General features: G+C 74.4%; 15 protein-coding genes, 3 tRNA genes and 1 pseudogene. 11 read left to right on the top strand and 8 right to left on the bottom strand.

Annotated features, from left to right (window positions below; translation table 11 throughout):
* Position 1: 1 nt before the first annotated feature.
* The 3 genes from MET2598_RS0103160 to MET2598_RS0103170 form a co-directional block, all read right to left on the bottom strand.
* Positions 2–1,663, bottom strand: a complete 1,662-nt coding sequence (locus tag MET2598_RS0103160; RefSeq protein ID WP_026190478.1) for a methyl-accepting chemotaxis protein — start codon at positions 1,661–1,663, stop codon at positions 2–4.
* Positions 1,664–1,757: 94 nt separating this feature from the next.
* Positions 1,758–1,834: transfer RNA gene (locus tag MET2598_RS0103165), tRNA-Asp, on the bottom strand.
* Positions 1,835–1,873: 39 nt separating this feature from the next.
* Positions 1,874–1,950: transfer RNA gene (locus tag MET2598_RS0103170), tRNA-Asp, on the bottom strand.
* Between the two features lie 144 nt (positions 1,951–2,094).
* Between MET2598_RS0103170 and MET2598_RS0103175 the strand changes: the two genes are divergently transcribed.
* Positions 2,095–2,170: transfer RNA gene (locus MET2598_RS0103175), tRNA-Val, on the top strand.
* Between the two features lie 19 nt (positions 2,171–2,189).
* Here MET2598_RS0103175 and MET2598_RS0103180 read toward each other — a convergent pair.
* Positions 2,190–3,629 (bottom strand): glycosyltransferase family 61 protein, encoded by a 1,440-nt coding sequence (locus tag MET2598_RS0103180; RefSeq protein ID WP_236728656.1) that lies wholly within the window; start codon positions 3,627–3,629, stop codon positions 2,190–2,192.
* A gap of 124 nt (positions 3,630–3,753) precedes the next feature.
* Between MET2598_RS0103180 and MET2598_RS0103185 the strand changes: the two genes are divergently transcribed.
* Together MET2598_RS0103185 and MET2598_RS38525 are read left to right on the top strand one after the other, a co-directional pair.
* Complete coding sequence (locus MET2598_RS0103185; protein ID WP_018259844.1) at positions 3,754–4,989, top strand: MFS transporter; 1,236 nt, start codon at positions 3,754–3,756, stop codon at positions 4,987–4,989.
* 117 nt (positions 4,990–5,106) lie between these two features.
* Positions 5,107–6,124: pseudogene (locus tag MET2598_RS38525) on the top strand (thiamine pyrophosphate-binding protein).
* 9 nt (positions 6,125–6,133) lie between these two features.
* Here the strand turns inward: MET2598_RS38525 and MET2598_RS0103205 are convergent.
* Positions 6,134–6,589: a hypothetical protein gene (locus MET2598_RS0103205; RefSeq protein ID WP_012334116.1), complete on the bottom strand. Its 456-nt coding sequence runs from the start codon at positions 6,587–6,589 to the stop codon at positions 6,134–6,136.
* A gap of 173 nt (positions 6,590–6,762) precedes the next feature.
* Here MET2598_RS0103205 and MET2598_RS0103210 point away from each other — a divergent pair, with 173 nt between their 5' ends.
* Positions 6,763–6,984, top strand: coding sequence for a hypothetical protein (locus tag MET2598_RS0103210; RefSeq protein WP_012334115.1), 222 nt, complete (start codon positions 6,763–6,765; stop codon positions 6,982–6,984).
* 3 nt (positions 6,985–6,987) lie between these two features.
* Here the strand turns inward: MET2598_RS0103210 and cobT are convergent, their stop codons facing one another.
* Complete coding sequence (cobT, locus tag MET2598_RS0103215) at positions 6,988–8,019, bottom strand: nicotinate-nucleotide--dimethylbenzimidazole phosphoribosyltransferase (protein ID WP_018259848.1); 1,032 nt, start codon at positions 8,017–8,019, stop codon at positions 6,988–6,990.
* A gap of 241 nt (positions 8,020–8,260) precedes the next feature.
* On the opposite strand from cobT, the gene MET2598_RS0103220 reads away from it, so the two are divergent.
* From MET2598_RS0103220 to MET2598_RS0103230, 3 genes are read left to right on the top strand one after another with little or no spacing between them, the layout of a single operon-like run.
* Complete coding sequence (locus MET2598_RS0103220; RefSeq protein ID WP_012334113.1) at positions 8,261–9,133, top strand: adenosylcobinamide-GDP ribazoletransferase; 873 nt, start codon at positions 8,261–8,263, stop codon at positions 9,131–9,133.
* A gap of 12 nt (positions 9,134–9,145) precedes the next feature.
* The gene (locus tag MET2598_RS0103225) at positions 9,146–9,355 is read left to right on the top strand and encodes a DUF1289 domain-containing protein (protein WP_018259850.1); all 210 of its coding nucleotides are present in this window, start codon (positions 9,146–9,148) and stop codon (positions 9,353–9,355) included.
* A gap of 1 nt (position 9,356) precedes the next feature.
* Positions 9,357–10,058 (top strand): retropepsin-like aspartic protease family protein, encoded by a 702-nt coding sequence (locus tag MET2598_RS0103230; RefSeq protein WP_012334111.1) that lies wholly within the window; start codon positions 9,357–9,359, stop codon positions 10,056–10,058.
* Positions 10,059–10,193: 135 nt separating this feature from the next.
* Here the strand turns inward: MET2598_RS0103230 and dusA are convergent, their stop codons facing one another.
* Together dusA and MET2598_RS0103240 are read right to left on the bottom strand one after the other, a co-directional pair.
* Complete coding sequence (gene dusA / locus MET2598_RS0103235; RefSeq protein WP_012334110.1) at positions 10,194–11,177, bottom strand: tRNA dihydrouridine(20/20a) synthase DusA; 984 nt, start codon at positions 11,175–11,177, stop codon at positions 10,194–10,196.
* 49 nt (positions 11,178–11,226) lie between these two features.
* Complete coding sequence (locus MET2598_RS0103240; protein ID WP_018259851.1) at positions 11,227–11,889, bottom strand: urease accessory protein UreE; 663 nt, start codon at positions 11,887–11,889, stop codon at positions 11,227–11,229.
* A 249-nt stretch (positions 11,890–12,138) separates the two neighbouring features.
* Between MET2598_RS0103240 and MET2598_RS0103245 the strand changes: the two genes are divergently transcribed.
* The 4 genes from MET2598_RS0103245 to MET2598_RS0103260 all read left to right on the top strand — a co-directional run bounded on the left by MET2598_RS0103245 (position 12,139) and on the right by MET2598_RS0103260 (position 15,518).
* Positions 12,139–12,408 (top strand): hypothetical protein, encoded by a 270-nt coding sequence (locus tag MET2598_RS0103245; protein ID WP_012334108.1) that lies wholly within the window; start codon positions 12,139–12,141, stop codon positions 12,406–12,408.
* 161 nt (positions 12,409–12,569) lie between these two features.
* On the top strand, positions 12,570–13,292 hold the full coding sequence (locus tag MET2598_RS0103250; RefSeq protein ID WP_018259852.1) for a J domain-containing protein: 723 nt from the start codon (positions 12,570–12,572) through the stop codon (positions 13,290–13,292).
* 12 nt (positions 13,293–13,304) lie between these two features.
* Entirely contained in the window at positions 13,305–14,054 is a 750-nt protein-coding gene (locus tag MET2598_RS0103255) for an N-acetylmuramoyl-L-alanine amidase (RefSeq protein ID WP_012334106.1), read from the top strand.
* Positions 14,055–14,324: 270 nt separating this feature from the next.
* The gene (locus MET2598_RS0103260) at positions 14,325–15,518 is read left to right on the top strand and encodes a pyridoxal-phosphate-dependent aminotransferase family protein (protein ID WP_018259853.1); all 1,194 of its coding nucleotides are present in this window, start codon (positions 14,325–14,327) and stop codon (positions 15,516–15,518) included.
* The last annotated feature ends 53 nt before the right edge of the window (positions 15,519–15,571 follow it).

Below are 15,571 nucleotides of genomic sequence, written 5' to 3' on the forward strand. Positions count from 1 at the left end.
ATCAGGCGGCCTGCAGCGTCGCCAGGAAGCGCCGCACCTCGGCGCCGATGCTGTCCGAGTGCCGCAGCAGCGTGCCGGCCGCGCCCAGCACGCGGCCGGAGGCGTCCCCGGTCGTGTCGGCGTCCTGGGCGAGCCCGGCGATGGCCTCGCTCACGGCCCCGGTGCCGGCGGCGGCCTGGGCGATGCTGTGCAGGATCGTCTGGGTCGCCCCGGCCTGGCCCTCCACGGCCGAGGAGACCCGGCCCGAGACGCCGCTGATGTCCTGCACCCGCGCGGCGATGCCCGTCATGGCGCCGACCGCCTGGCGGGCGGCGTCCTGGATCGACGCGATCTGGGACGAGATCTCCCGGGTCGCCCGGTCCGTCTGGTTGGCGAGCTGCTTGACCTCGGCGGCGACGACCGCGAAGCCGCGGCCCGCCTCCCCGGCCCGGGCCGCCTCGATCGTGGCGTTCAGCGCCAGCAGGTTCGTCTGCCCGGCGACGCCCGCGATCACCGCCACGACGTCGCCGATCCGCGCCGCGGCGCCGTCGAGGGCCCGCATCACCTCGGCGGTGCGGTCGGATTCCGTCACCGCGTCCTCGGCGAGCCGGGCCGCCCCGCGCACCTCGCCGCCGATCGCCGTGATCGAGGCGCCGAGCCGCTCGGCCGCCGTCGCGACGCCGGCGACCTCCCGCGCGGCGGTCGCGGCGGAGCCGGCCGCCGCGGCCGCCCGCCCGGCCGTGCGCGCGGCGGCGTCGGACATCGCCTTCGCGGTCGCCTCCAGATCCCGGGCCGAGGCGTCCACCTGGGCCAGCACCGCCGAGACCGCGCTCTCGAAGGCGCGGGTGTCGGCGCCGAGCTGCGCGACGCGGCGCAGCTGCGCCTGTCCGGCATCCTGCGCCGCCGCCAGGGCCTCGCGCTCGGCCAGGGCGATCCGGAAGCTGTCGATGCCCCGGGCGATGAGGCCGATCTCGTCCCGGCGGGCGGTGCCGGGGATCGTCCCGTCGTAGCGCCCGGCGGCGAGCGCGGCGGTGGCCTGCGTCAGGGCCGCGAGGCCCCCGGCGATCGAGCGCCACCCGACGAGGCCGAGGGCGCCGACGCCGAGGAGCGCCGCGCCCGCGATCAGCCCGAGCCAGAGCGCCTGGCGCCGGAACGCCTCCTCGATGTCGTCGACGTGCACGCCCGTGAAGATCGCGACCTTCCAGGGATCGAAGCCCTGGATGTAGCTCAGCTTGGGCGATTGCACCTCGCTGCCCGGCCGCACGAAGTGGTAGCGCAGCTCGCCCGGCTTGCCGGACCGCGCGATCCGCGTGATCGCCTGGACGAGGAGCATGCCGGAGGCGTCCTTGAGCCCGCTCATGTCCTTGCCGACCCATTCGGGCTTGATGGGGATCACCTGCGCGACCCCGTCATAGCCGTAGACCGCCACGTAATTGTCGCCGTCGTACCGCATGGCGTTGACGCGGGCCCGGAAGGCCGCGAGCGCCGCCTCGCGCGACAGGCGGCCGGCCTGCACCTCCCTCTCCAGGCTGGCGGCGGCGGCCATCGCGACGTCGGAGACCGCGCGCAGCTTGGCGACGCGCTCGGCGATCAGGCCGTCCCGGTAGCTGGTCAGCGCGCAGGCCGCCAGACCCACGAAGCCCGCGACGGCCGCCGCCAGCATGACGGCGAATCGGCGGCTCACTCCGGCATTCCACCACGACATCTCGTCCCCCGGGGTCCCAGCGATCCCGGCTGACTCTGCGGCGCGATCCTTGCCTTGAGCTTGCAATTGTGGTTGGCGCGGGCGACGGGGCTCGAACCCGCGACCTCCGGCGTGACAGGCCGGCACTCTAACCAACTGAGCTACGCCCGCGTGCCAGGCGCAGTGCGATGACCACCCATCAGGGGAAGATGGCGCGGACGACGGGGCTCGAACCCGCGACCTCCGGCGTGACAGGCCGGCACTCTAACCGACTGAGCTACGTCCGCGCGGCGCATCGCTGTGCTGCGATGGCGGCGGTGTATGAGGCGGGCCGAAGCGTGTCAAGCCGCCGGGCACGGAAATCCGGCCGGCCCCCGCCCCGGGTCCCGGGCCTTGCGCTCCCGGTTTGCTGCCCTTAACCATGCGGCCCGGGGCGGTTAGCTCAGTTGGTAGAGCATCTCGTTTACACCGAGAGGGTCGGCGGTTCGAGCCCGTCACCGCCCACCAGCCACGGGGCCGCCCCCGGTCAGGCCGCGAGCATCGCCGTCACGGCCGCGTCGACGGCCGCGACCGCGACCCGGTAGCGGTCGCCCTCGGTGGCCTCGCCCATCAGGAAGCCGTATCTCAGGCCGGCCGCGATCGACAAATTGCGCATGCACCAGTTTAGGTATTGCGGGCTGTGGAATTCCAAGACCTTGGTTCCGGGCTCGCAATAACCAAGATTGGTGAGGCCGGCCCCATGGGGGGACACCACCACTTCGGCCGTCGCAAGCAATGAGATCTGCTGTTCGAGGGTCCTGTCAGCCAGTCTGACGACGTCGAAGCCGCGACCGGCCAGGAGCGTCTCGATCTCTCGCTCGTTCTCGAGCCGCCGGTAATGCGAGTCGGCCCGCGAGATGTAGAGCCTGCGGCCGGCGCCGGGCGCGGCGGAGGCCTGGGCCGCCTTGATCAGCGCGAAGGCCCTGAGGACGACGGGATGGGGATCGATCCCGTAGGAGCCGTGCTGATGCGGGAGCAGCAACTCGTCGACCCGCACGCGGTCGCAGCGCCGGAGCTGAACCAAGTTCAAGCCGTAGGCCTTCGCCACCAGCTCCGCGGTCCGCCTCTGCACGTCGTTCCGATACTCGGGAACCAGGACGACCGCCCCTTCGCCGGACGCCCGGGTCTCGCCATGCAGGCAGATCTTGCCCACGAAGAACATCATCCAATGATAGTAATTCTCGTTGATCCCCGCGCAGGCGTAGCGCGCCCGCGCGATCGAGAGCTGCGGATTGCCCGCATTGCACGCGAATGTTCCGTCCGGGAAGCGAATGAAGCGATCCTCGAGGTGGAATGGAAAGTGGAACAGAGATTCTTCGGCGACCACGCCGGCCTTCTCGATCGCCCCGTGCGTCGTGAGCAGATCGACGTCCCGCAAGGTCAGCATGTTGTACTTGCCGGCCGTGTATCCGGTCGGCGCGGCACCGCCGTCGCCGTACGCCGGGCCCGGGCAGGTGAACGCGACGGCGTGCGCCACTTCCCGCACCTCCGCGGCGAGGTCGTAGGCGGAGCCGGATTGCAGCGGGACGAGGTCGTCGAGGCGCAGCAGCCAGCGTGGCGCGTCCGCGCACGAGGCCGACCACCCCGTCAGCCGGCGCGGGGCATCGAAGAACAGCGGTTGCGGAAAAACCGCCACGTCATGCCCGGAAAAGTCACGGAACACTAATCGTCCGTCAACATAGAGCCAATTGCACTCGAGCGAATGATCCCGCCCGAGGATTTTCCCGCTCGAATCGAGTTTGACGATCCGGCCGGGATCGTCGAGGGATTGCTTGTATAGCCAGGCGGAGCCGGCGATGCTGGTGGCCATTGGATCAAGTTCCATGCCGCGGGCAGTCATCAATCGCGTGGCGGCGACACAGCTCAGGTGCCGTTTGGTCGGGATGGCCGGACGCGCGCCCGGTCGGGTGCCGCCGAGAGCTTTCACGGATCCCGTCCGGGGTCGGAGCGTCACATCGTCCTGCGCGCCGCCATCCTCGGGTCGGGCCCGCCATCTTCGGCAGACGCCTCTTGCCACGAGGACGGGAGCCGGACCATGGCTGAGGGCAGCAATGTCCGCGTCCCTCCCATCCTCCGCGCATCCTCCCCGTCCCCTGCTCCACAATTCCGACTTCCGCCTGTTCGGCCTCGCCCGGTTCCTGACGGGCCTCGCCTACCAGATGCAGGCGGTGGCCGTGGGCTGGTTCGTCTACGACCTGACCCGCAGCGCGCTCGCGCTCGGCCTCGTCGGGCTCGCGAGCTTCGCGCCGGCGATCCTCGGGGCGCTGGTGACGGGCCACGTGGCCGACACCTATGACCGGCGCCGCATCGCCGCCCTCGCCTACGCGCTCATCGCCTCCTCGGCGGCCGGCCTGCTGGCCCTCGCCCTGTCCCGGCATCCCCCGGTCTGGCCGGTCTACGCCCTGATGGTGCTGACGGGCGGCGCCCGGGCCTTCGCCAACCCGGCGACGCAGGCCCTGATGCCGACGCTGGTGCCGCGCGAGCAGTTCGGCGCCGCCATCGCGTGGAACTCCTCGATCTGGCAGAGCGCGTCCGTGTCCGGCCCCGCCCTCGGCGGCCTCCTCTACGCGCTCGGCCCCTCGGTGGTGTTCGGGCTCTCCGCCGCCTGCTTCGCGGTCGCCGCGGTCGCCGTGGGCGGCATCCGGCCTCGGCCCGCCGCGGCCGGGCGCGGGCCGGTCTCCTGGGCGACGCTGCTCGCGGGGCTCACCTACATCCGGTCCCAGCCGGTGGTGCTGGGCGCGATCACCCTCGACCTCGTCGCCGTGCTCCTCGGCGGGGCCACCGCGCTGCTGCCGATCTACGCCCAGGAGGTGCTGCGGGTCGGGCCGCTCGGCCTCGGCCTCCTGCGCAGCATGCCGGCGGCGGGCGGAGTGGCGATGGCGGTCGTTCTGGCCCACCGGCCGCTCGCGCGCCGGGCGGGGCAGCGGCTCCTCCTCGCCGTCGCGGTCTTCGGGGTCGCCACGGTGGGCTTCGGCCTCTCGACCTCCCTGCCCCTCTCCATGGCCTGCCTCTTCGTCACGGGGGCGGCCGACATGGTCAGCGTCTACGTCCGCCAGAGCCTCGTCCAAGGCGAGACGCCGGACGCGATGCGCGGCCGGGTGGCGGCCGTCAACACCGTCTTCATCGGCGCCTCGAACGAACTCGGCGAGTTCGAGTCCGGCACGCTCGCGGCCCTGGTCGGGGCGGTGCCGGCGGTCGTGGCCGGCGGAGTCGCGACGGTGCTGGTCGCCGGCCTGTGGGGCCGCCTGTTTCCGGCCCTGCGCCGGCGCGACCGCCTCCTGACCTGACGGAATCCATCTGCCGCGAGGCACGCTCGCCACCCTGCCTCGTCGGTGCGGCGCGTCAGAGGCCCGCCGCACGGGCGCGGCGCGGCATCCTCGCAGGAGGCGCGACATGGCCCCCAGATCGTTGCGGATCTCATCGCCGACACGCTGCACGCGGTGGGCGTGCGCCGGATCTACGGCGTCGTCGGCGATCCGCTGAACGGCCTGACGGACGCGCTGCGCCGCAAGCGCACCATCGACTGGGTCCACGTCCGCCACGAGGAGGTGGCGGCCTTCGCGGCCGGTGCCGAGGCGCACCTCACCGGGGACCTCGCCGTCTGCGCGGGGAGCTGCGGGCCCGGCAACCTGCACCTCATCAACGGCCTGTCCGATTGTCAGCGCTCGCGGGTGCCCGTGCTGGCGATCGCCGCGCATATCCCGAGCGCCGCGATCGGCTCGGGCTCCTTCCAGGAAACGAGCCCGGAGAAGCTCTTCGCGGAATGCGCGCACTAGGTCAGTCCGGTCGCCACCGTCGCGCAGATCGGCCGCACCCGCGACATCGCGATCCGCGAGGCCATCGCCAAGCGCGGCGTCCCGGTGGTGATCATCCCGGGCGACGTGGCGCTCGAATCGATCGAGGTCCCGACCGCGCCGCGCTGGCTCAAGCCCCGTCCCCCGGTGGGCGATCGGCGCCCAGGCCGCCTTTCCGGACCGGCCGGTGATCTCCTTCTCCGGCGACGGCGGCTTCGCCATGCTGGTGGGCAACTTCCTCACCCTCACGCAGGCGGGGCTGCCCGTGGAGGTGGTGGTGCGCAACAACGGCACCCTCGGCTTCGTCGAGATGGAGATGAAGGCCTCGGGCTGCCTCGACGCGGGCACCGAGCTCAGGAATCCGGACTTCGCCCGCATGGCCGAGGCGGCCGGGGTGCTGGGCCTGCGCGTGGAGGACCCGGCCGAGGTCGAGACCGCGCTGAGGAGGGCCCTCGCCCATGACGGGCCCGCGCTGGTCGACGTGGTCACCAACCGCCAGGAGCTGGCGCCGCCGCCCAAGACCACGATGGAGCGGGCCAAGGGGTTCGGGATCTACCTCGCGCGGGCGGTCATCAGCGGGCGCGGGGACGAGATCGTGGAACTGGCGCGCACCAACCTGTTCCGGTGAGCGCGCCGGTCAGCGCCGCGCGACGAAGCCGCGCCCGTCCCAGCGGTAGCGCTGCGCGGCGGCGCCGCGCCCGACCGTGAGGGTCGCCCCCCGGCAGCGCGTCGCCGCGTGGGTGATCCATCCCTGCAGGCCGGGCAGATCGAACTCCGTCCAGGAGGCGACCTGCCCCTTCTCCACCGCGACCAGGACGATGACCGTGTCGGCGCGCTGCGAGAAGGCGCGGCCCAGGTAGGTCTCGCCGGCCGGCGCGAAGCGGGGCGTCAGCGGGCAGCGGGTGAGGGCGTAGCCCATCCGGTCGCCGTGCCCGGCGAGGCTCTCGCGCACCGCCTCCTCGAAGGCCGCGACGGGGAGCCCCGGGCGCGGCTCGGCGGCGGCGACGGCCATGCCGGCGTGCCAGGCCGCCGCCGCGACGGCCACCCGGCCCGCGAGGCCGGCTCCCCTCACCCGGTGCCGCGCGCGGACCATCCCATCCTCCCGAGATCCCGCCCGACCGAGACGTCCCCGGCGCGGAACGACGATCATCCATAGCGCCTGCCGGTCGGCCTTTCGAGGACGACGGCCCGAAACCTGATGGGGCGGCATCGAGGCCCGCGGCGCGGTGCCGATCCGGGACGCGCGACCACGGCGGAGGGGGGACGATGTCCGATTGCGGCACTGAGGCGCGGTCGCCCCGCCCGGAACCCGTCCGCTTCCTCGTCGGCCAGGACCGCGAGGGCCGCTGGCTGGCGGTGGAGACCCGCGGGCGCGCGGGCGGCATCTTCCGCAGCCGCGCGGACGCGCTGCACTTCGCCGGCGCCGAGACCGGCCGCCGCCCGGGCGCGGTCCGCCTGTGCGAGGACCCGCTGGCGCTCCCCGCCTGAGCGTCAGGCGCCGGGCCCGGCGACGCCGGCCTGCGCGAAGGTCGCCATGTCCCGGTGGCAGGCGAGCGCCGCCTTGAGCAGCCCGAGGGCCAGGGCCGCCCCCGAGCCCTCGCCGAGCCGCAGGCCCAGGGCCAGGAGCGGGTCGAGGCCGAGCCGCTCCAGCACCGCGCCGTGCGCCCCCTCGGCCGAGCGGTGGCCCGCCACGCAATGGTCGAGGGCCCGGGAATCGAGGGCGTGCAGCACCGCGGCGGCCGCGCAGGCCACGTAGCCGTCGAGCACCACCGGCACGCGCTGCAGCCGCGCCGCCAGGATCGCCCCGGCGATCGCCGCCACCTCGCGCCCGCCGAGACGCGCCAGCACCTGCAGCGGATCGTCGAGATGGCCGGCGTGGCGGGCGAGGGCCGCCTCCACCGCCGCCACCTTGCGGGCGTGGCCCGCCGCGTCCACCCCGGTGCCGTGCCCCACCCAGCCGGCGGGCTCGCCGCCGTAGAGGGCCGCGTAGATCGCGGCCGCGACCGTGGTGTTGCCGATCCCCATCTCGCCGAGCGCGAGCCCGTCGGTGCCGGCCGCCACCGCCTCCATCCCGAACGCCATCGTGGCCACGCAGGCCTTCTCGGTCATCGCCTCGGCCTCGGCGATGTCGCCGGTCGGCAGGTCGAGGGCGAGGTCGAAGACCTTGAAGCCGAGCCCGTAGGTCGCGCAGATCTGGTTGATCGCCGCGCCCCCGGCGGCGAAATTGTCGAGCATCTGCCGGTTGACCGCGGACGGATAGGCCGAGACGCCGCGGGCGGCGACGCCGTGGCTGCCGGCGAAGACGCAGACGAGCGGTCGGTCGAGGCTCGGCATCGGCTTGCCCTGCCAGGCGGCGAGCCACGCCACCAGGGTCTCGAGGCGCCCGAGGCTGCCGGCGGGCTTGGTCAGCTCCGCCTGCCGGGCCGCGACGGCCCGCGCCGCCTCCTCGTCGGGACCCGGCATGCCGGCGAGGAGCTGGCGGATATCCGCGAAGGGGCTGGCATCGGGGGGCGGGGCATTCATCGGCGAACTCCGGCGGGACGATCCGGGCCTCTTACCAGAGGGCGCCGCGAAGGCTAAGCGGACTTGCTCGCCGGGATTCCGCTTAGGGTCTTGGTCCCGCATGATTCTTGCCGCCGAACCGGCGGCCGCTCCGGCGCGTGGTGCGCTGGCCGGCGGGAGCGCGCGGTCCCCGCTTTCTCCGCAGACGCGGGGCGCGCATCTGCGGTATAATGGGTCCCTGGACGCGAAGGACGCGAGCGCGATGGCCGAGGGCGCGGGGTTGCGGGCCGAAGGGTCCGCCATGCACGAGGCGGACGACGAGTTCGAGCCGCCACCCGAGACGGGCCCCTGGCCGCCGCTCCTCGACCTCGCCGCCTGCCTGCGCTTCTACAGCCGGCTTCCGGTCCCGGCCCTCCCGGGCGAGGCGGACGGCCACGCGGCCCCGGACTTCCGCACCGCGCCGCGGATGCTGCCGATCGCCGGAATGCTGATCGCCCTGCCGAGCGCGGTGGCGCTGCTCGGCGGGCTCGGCCTCGGGCTCGGCCCCTTCATCGCCGGCACGCTCGCGGCGCTCGCGCTCACCCTGGCGACCGGCGCGCTGCACGAGGACGGGCTCGCCGACCTCGCGGACGGTTTCGGCGGCGGGGCGGACGCGGTGCGGCGGCTCGACATCATGCGCGACAGCCGCATCGGCACCTACGGGGCCGCGGCCCTGATCCTCGCCTACGCCCTGCGCATCGGCGCGCTCGCCACCCTCGCCGACCGGATCGGGTGGCGCGCGGCCCTGGTCCTGCCCGCCGCCGCGGCCCTGTCGCGCACGGCGTCGCTCTGGCCCCTGTTCGCGCTGCCCCCGGCCCGGCCGGACGGGGCCGCCCAGGCGGTCGGGCAGCCCACGGGCGCCACCTGCGCCGTCGCCTGGGCGCTCTGCGGCGCGCTCCTCGTCGGAGCCTGGGCGCTCGGCCTGCCGGCGAGCGGGCTCGCGCTCGCGGGGCTCCTCGCCGCCCTCTCGGCCTGGACGATGAGCCGCATGGCGGAGCGGCTGATCGGCGGCCAGACCGGCGACGTGATCGGCGCGAGCCAGCAGGTGGCCGAGATCGCCGCCCTGCTCGCCCTGCTGATCGCGATTCCCCGCTGATCCGATCCCTCGATGCCGCCTCCCTCCACGCCCTGCACCCGCGTCTGCGTCCTCGACCCTGGCACCGGCCTCTGCGAGGGCTGCGGCCGCACCCGCGACGAGATCGCGGCCTGGGGCTCCCTCTCCGAGCCCGAGCGCAAGCGCATCATGGCGCTGCTGCCCGGCCGCCGCGGCGCCGAGCCCGGTCGCGACCTCCGGCGGCCCGCCCCCTCCCCCGCCTGACATGCCGGGCGCCGCCGGTGTCGCCCTGCTCCTCCTCGCCGCGGGGGCCGGCGTCGCGGCCCTGGCGCGGGGCGACATCGGCGGGTGGAGCCCGCCGGAGGTCGCGACCGGGCTCGGCGCCGCGGCGGCGCTCCTGGTGATCCTGAGCGGCATCGTCCGGCAGTTCCGGATCGGGATCGGGGAGGGTCTGGGCGCCCTCCTGGTCTGGCTCTGCCTGGGCGCCGGCGCGGCCGGGCTCTACGCGTGGCGCGACCAGGCCCGGGACTTCGCCTTCCGGGTCTTCGGCGAGCTGGCGGCGGGCGAGCCGGTGGTGACGCCGGGCGGGGAGGTGGTGATCGCGCGGCGCGCCGATGGCGGCTTCACCCTGAGGGCGCGGGCGAATGGCCGCGAGCAGGTCTTCGCCTTCGACACCGGGGCGAGCGCGGTGGTCCTCACCGCCGAGAGCGCGGCCGCGCTCGGCCTGCATCCCCGGCCGGAGGCGTTCGTCGTGATGGTCCAGACCGCGAACGGCCGCGCCGCCGCCGCCCCGGTCATCCTCGACAGCCTCGCGGTCGGGCCGATCCGCGAGGAGCGGGTGCCCGCCCTGGTGACGCGGCCCGGGACCCTCGGCCTCAACCTCCTCGGCATGACCTTCCTGGAGCGCCTCGCCTCCTACGAGGTGCGCGGCAGCCGGCTGATCCTGCGCGGCGCCCGGCCCGGCTGATACGGGATCCGCTTGATCGAAGCGGATCCCGTATCCCAAGCCTGCGCGGCGCCTGAGCGAAGCCGACATCCGCATGGCCGAAATGCGAGATGGCGAAGCAATCAACCGGATGGCGTATGAGGCGGGAGCCCCGGGTCAGGCCGCCTCGGCCGCCCGCCGGCCGACCCGGGCCACCGCGTCGCGCAGGACGTCGGTCCCGGCGCTCGCCCGCATGCCCTCGGTCGAGAGGTGGCGCCGGAAGGCCCGGGCGCCGGGGCGGCCGTTGAACAGCCCGAGCATGTGCCGGGTGATCGCGTGGAGGCGCACGCCCTCGGCGAGCCGGGCCGACAGGTAGGGCAGGAAGGCCTCCACCGCCTCGAACGGGTCGGCGACCGGGGCCGGCGCCCCGAACAGCACCGGATCGACCGCGAGCAGCAGGGCGGGCTCCGCGTAGGCGGCGCGGCCGAGCATCGCCCCGTCCACGTGGGCGAGCTGGGCCCGCGCCTCGTCGAGGCTGCGCAGCCCCCCGTTGATCGCGACCGGCAGGTCGGGATGCGCCGCCTTCAGCCGGTGGACCCGCCCGTAGTCGAGGGGCGGCACGTCCCGGTTCTCCTTCGGCGAGAGCCCCTGCAGCCAGGCCTTGCGGGCGTGCACGACGAGCCCGTCGACCCCCGCCCGCGCGACGCTCCGGGCGAGGGCGTCGAGGGCGGCCTCCGGGTCCTGGTCGTCGACGCCGATGCGGCACTTCACCGTGACGGGGACCGCCACCGCCGCCTTCATGGCGGCGACGCACTCCCCCACCAGGTCCGGCTCGCGCATCAGGCAGGCGCCGAAGCGCCCGTCCTGGACGCGGTCCGAGGGGCAGCCGACATTGAGGTTGACCTCGGCGTAGCCCTCCGCCTCGGCGATGCGCGCCGCGGCGGCGAGGTCGGCCGGGTCGGAGCCGCCGAGCTGGATCGCCACCGGCTGCTCCGCGGGATCGAACCCGATCAGGCGCTCGCGCGGCCCGTGCAGCACGGCCCCGGTCGTGACCATCTCGGTGTAGAGCCGGGCGTGCCGCGTCAGGGTGCGGTGGAAGGCCCGGCAATGCCGGTCCGTCCAATCCATCATCGGCGCGACGCTGAAGCGCCAGGAGGGCATCAATCCCCCGGGCGGGCGCGGCAACCCGGCCGGCATTCCGTCCTGCCGGTCAGTGCCCGTGGGAGTGGCCGTGGTCGTGGTGGTGCGCGTGCCCGTGGTCATGCCCGTGGTCGTGACGATGGTGGTCGTGCCCGTGATGCGCTTGCCCCTGATGCGCTTGCCCCTGATGCTCTTGCCCGTGATGCTCTTGCCCGTGATGCTCTTGCCCGTGGTGATCCTGGGCATGCGGTTCGTGGTGATGGTGGTCGTGGGAGTGATCGTGGCCGCACTGGCTGTGGTCGTGCGCCACGACCTCGCGCTCGGGGCGGAACGGGCGCTCGACGGCGCTCGCGAGGCAGCCCTGCCCGCGGACCAGATCCGCGACGACCGGGTCGGCCTTCACGTAGAGCGCCTCGGCGGTGACTTCGAGGGCGACGTGGTTGCTGCCGAGCTGCCAGGCGAGCCGGGTCAGGCGCAGCGGGTTCTCGGCACGCACCTCCAGCAGGCTCTCGGCGGCGGCGGCGATCCGCACCAGCCGGCCATCCTCCAGGCGCAGGGCGTCGCCGTCCTCCAGCCCCGCCGCGCGGGCGAGGTCGAGCCGGAAGGCGAGCCCCTTCTCGGCCGTGAACGCGCCCTCGCGCCGGAGGCGGGCGGCGTGGTCGAGGGTGATGGTGTCCGCCACGGCATCCGGCCGGACGGCGGGCTTGCGGACGATGGTGGTGGCGCGCAGCATGCGGGACCCTCGCGGACGGCGTTCGACGCCCCTCCTCTACGCATCGTGGCGACCGGTGTCACACGATTTGCGGGGCCGGTCCGGCACCGGGCGTGGCCCGGATGCCGCGCCCGGCCGATTTCGCCGGGCCCGCGGAGCGCAAACGGCCGCGCTCATCTGGTGTTCAGAGCCCGGGCAGCTAGGCTGTGGAGAGCGGCGACCGGCGCTTGATCCGTCGCAAGACCGCGAATTGCACAAGGGAATCACGTCATGAAGAAGTTCATTGCCGCCTCGCTGGCGGGCGCCATGGCGCTGTCGCTCGGCGCCTGCAACACCCCGGGCGACCGCGCCGCGGGCGGTGCGGCCCTCGGCGGCCTGACCGGCGCGGCGATCGGCGCGGCGGCGACGGGCCGGGCGAGCGGCGCCGTCGCGGGCGGCCTCGTCGGCGCGGCCGGCGGCGCGATCGTGGGCGCGGCCACGGCGCCGCAATGCCCCTACGGGACCTACCGCGACCCCTACGGCAACATCTACTGCCGCTGATGCGGCGGCGAGGCGCGGCGCTCCGGCCCGCGCCTCGCGACCCTCGCCTGAGGCGGGTTGCCCGGTTCCGCCGGCCCGCTTTCGGCCCTACAAGACGACCCCATGACGATTCCGCCGTTCCAGCGGCCGGCCGCGCCGCGGCGCCCCGGCCTCCCGCCGCGATGAGCCACGCGCTCTGGGGAAAGATCGGCGGCGCCGGCCTCGGCCTCGCCGTGGGCGGCCCGCTCGGCGCGCTCCTCGGCGCCGTGGCCGGGCATTTCCTGCTCGACCGCGAGGGGTCGCTGTTCGGCCCGACGCCGCGGGAGGTCGTGTTCACCACCGGCCTCGTCGCGCTCGCCGCCAAGATGGCGAAATCCGACGGGGTCGTGAGCCCGGCCGAGGTGGCGGCCTTCGCCGAGGTGGTGCGCGTGCCCGAGGCGGAGCGGGCCGGCGTGACCCGGCTGTTCGATCTCGCCAAGGGGACCACCGCCGGCTTCGAGGCCTACGCCCAGCAGATCGCCGAGGCCTTCCGCGAGGAGCCGCGCCTGCTGGAGGACGTGCTCGACGGCCTGTTCCACATCGCCAAGGCGGACGGGGCGCTCCACGAGAAGGAGGCGCAGTACCTGCGCGCGGTGGCCGAGATCTTCGGCCTCGACGAGGCCCGCTTCGCCTGCCTCGCCGCCCGCCACGTGCGGCTGGCGGACGATCCCTACGAGGCGCTCGGGGTCGCGCGCGGCCTGCCGGATCCCGAGCTGAAGGCGCGCTACCGGGCGCTCGTCGCCGAGAACCATCCCGACCGGGCCGTGGCCCGCGGCCTGCCGCCGGCGGCGGTCGCCATCGCCACCCGCCGCCTCGCGGCGATCAACGCCGCCTGGGACCGCATCGCCGCCGAGCGCGGGCTCTGACCGGATCCGCCGATGAAGCCGTCTCCCGAGAGCCCCGTCGCCACGAAGGTCGTGCCCTCCCCCAGCCACGGCGAGCGGCGCCGCCCCGTCGACATGCTGCTCCTCCACTACACGGGGATGCCGGACGCGGGCGAGGCGCTGCTGCGCCTCGCCAATCCCCTGTCCGAAGTGTCCTGCCACTACTTCGTGTTCGAGGACGGGCGCGTGGTGCAGATGGTGCCCGAGGGGCGCCGGGCGTGGCACGCGGGCGAGGCCGCCTGGGAGGGCGAGCGCGACGTCAATTCCCGCTCGATCGGCGTCGAGATCGCCCATCCGGGCCACGCGGGCGGGCTGCCGCCCTACCCGGAGGCGCAGGTCGCGGCCGTCATCGCCCTCTCGCGCGACATCCTCGCCCGCTGGCCGATCCGCGCCGACCGCGTCCTCGGCCACTCGGACGTGGCGCCGGCCCGCAAGCAGGATCCCGGCGAGACCTTCCCGTGGGCGCGCCTGCACCGGGAGGGGATCGGCCACTTCGTCCCGCCGGTGCCGATCCGCGACGGGCGCTTCTTCGCCGAGGGCGATGCCGGTCAGCCCATCGAGGCGCTGCAGGCGATGTTCGCCCTCTACGGCTACGACCAGCCGGTGACCGGGCGCTTCGACTCCGGCATGCGGGCGGTGGTGGAGGCCTTCCAGCGCCACTTCCGGCCCGAGCGGGTCGACGGGGTGGCGGATTCCTCCACGATCACGACGCTGCGGGACCTGCTCGCGGCCCGGCCCGGCTGACGGCGCCCTGCCGGGGCAAGCGGCCCCTTCCCCGCGCCATTTCAGCGCGGGCCGCCACGCTGCGCGGCCATTGCTCAGACTGCACTTGTTTGCTGCCTAATCCTTTGTCAGAACGCGCGGCGATGATCGGGGCGCGGTGACGCATGCCCGTAGGGGCCGCCGGTCGTCCTCGTGGCACCGTCAGCCCTCCCTCCCCTCCGGCCGCAATTCGCGCACAGAGGCCGCCGGACCCGTCCCGCGAGGCGCGGGATCGCGCACCGAGGAACGCCCATGTCCCACCAGCCCGGCCGCCACTTCCTTCAGATCCCGGGGCCGACCAACGTGCCGCTGCCGATCCTGGCCGCGACCGCCAGGCCCGTCATCGACCACCGGAGCGCCGAGTTCGGGCAGCTCGGGCGCGAGGTGCTGGCGGGCATCAAGACGATCTTCAAGACCGAGAACCCGGTCCTGATCTACGCCGCCTCGGGCACCGGCGGCTGGGAATCGGCCCTGGTCAACACGCTCCAGGCCGGCGACCGCGTGCTCATGTACGAGACCGGCCACTTCGCCGCGCTGTGGGAGCGGATGGCCCGCAAGCTCTCCCTCAAGCCCGAATTCATCCGGGGCGACTGGCGCTCGGGCGTCGACGTCGCGGCGATCGAGGCGCACCTCGCCGAGGATCGGCAGCACGGGATCAAGGCGGTCTGCATCGTGCACAACGAGACCGCCACGGGCACGCTCTCGGACGTGCAGGGCGTGCGCGCCGCCCTCGACCGCACCGGCCACCCGGCCCTGCTGATGGTCGACACGATCTCGTCGCTCGGCTCGACCGATTACCGCCACGACGCCTGGGGCGTCGACGTCACGGTGGGCGGCTCGCAGAAGGGGCTGATGCTGCCGCCGGGCCTCGCCTTCAACGCGGTCTCGGACAAGGCGCTCGCCGCCTCGCGGCAGGCGACGCTGCCGCGCGCCTACTGGGATTGGGAGGACATGCTGGCGGCCAACCGCACCGGCTACTTCCCGCAGACCCCCGCGATCAACCTCCTGTACGGGCTCAAGGTCGCGATCGAGACGCTGCACGCCGAGGGCCTCGACGCGGTCTTCGCGCGGCACGCCCGGGCCGCCGCGGCGACCCGCGCCGCCGTGCGGCACTGGGGTTTCGAGACCCAGTGCGCCGTGCCGGCCCAGGCCTCGCCGACCGTGACCACGGTGCGGATGCCGGAGGGCCACTCGGCGGACGCGTTCCGGGCGCTGGTGCTGGAGCGGTTCAACATGGCGCTCGGCAGCGGCCTCGGCCCGCTCGCGGACCGGGTATTCCGGATCGGCCACATCGGCGACTTCAACGACCTGACGATCGCGGGCGCCCTCGCGGGCGTCGAGATGGGCCTCGCGGCGGCCGGCATCCCGCACCGCGCGGGCGGTGCGGCGGTGGCGCAGGCGATCCTCGGCGGGAAGGTCGAGGCCTTCCGCGAGGCCGCCGAGTAGGCGGCCAGGGCAGCCGAGACGGGATCCGCGTCGCGCGAGCGGGTCCCGGCACC

The organism is Methylobacterium sp. WSM2598, assembly GCF_000379105.1.
GTDB lineage: Bacteria > Pseudomonadota > Alphaproteobacteria > Rhizobiales > Beijerinckiaceae > Methylobacterium.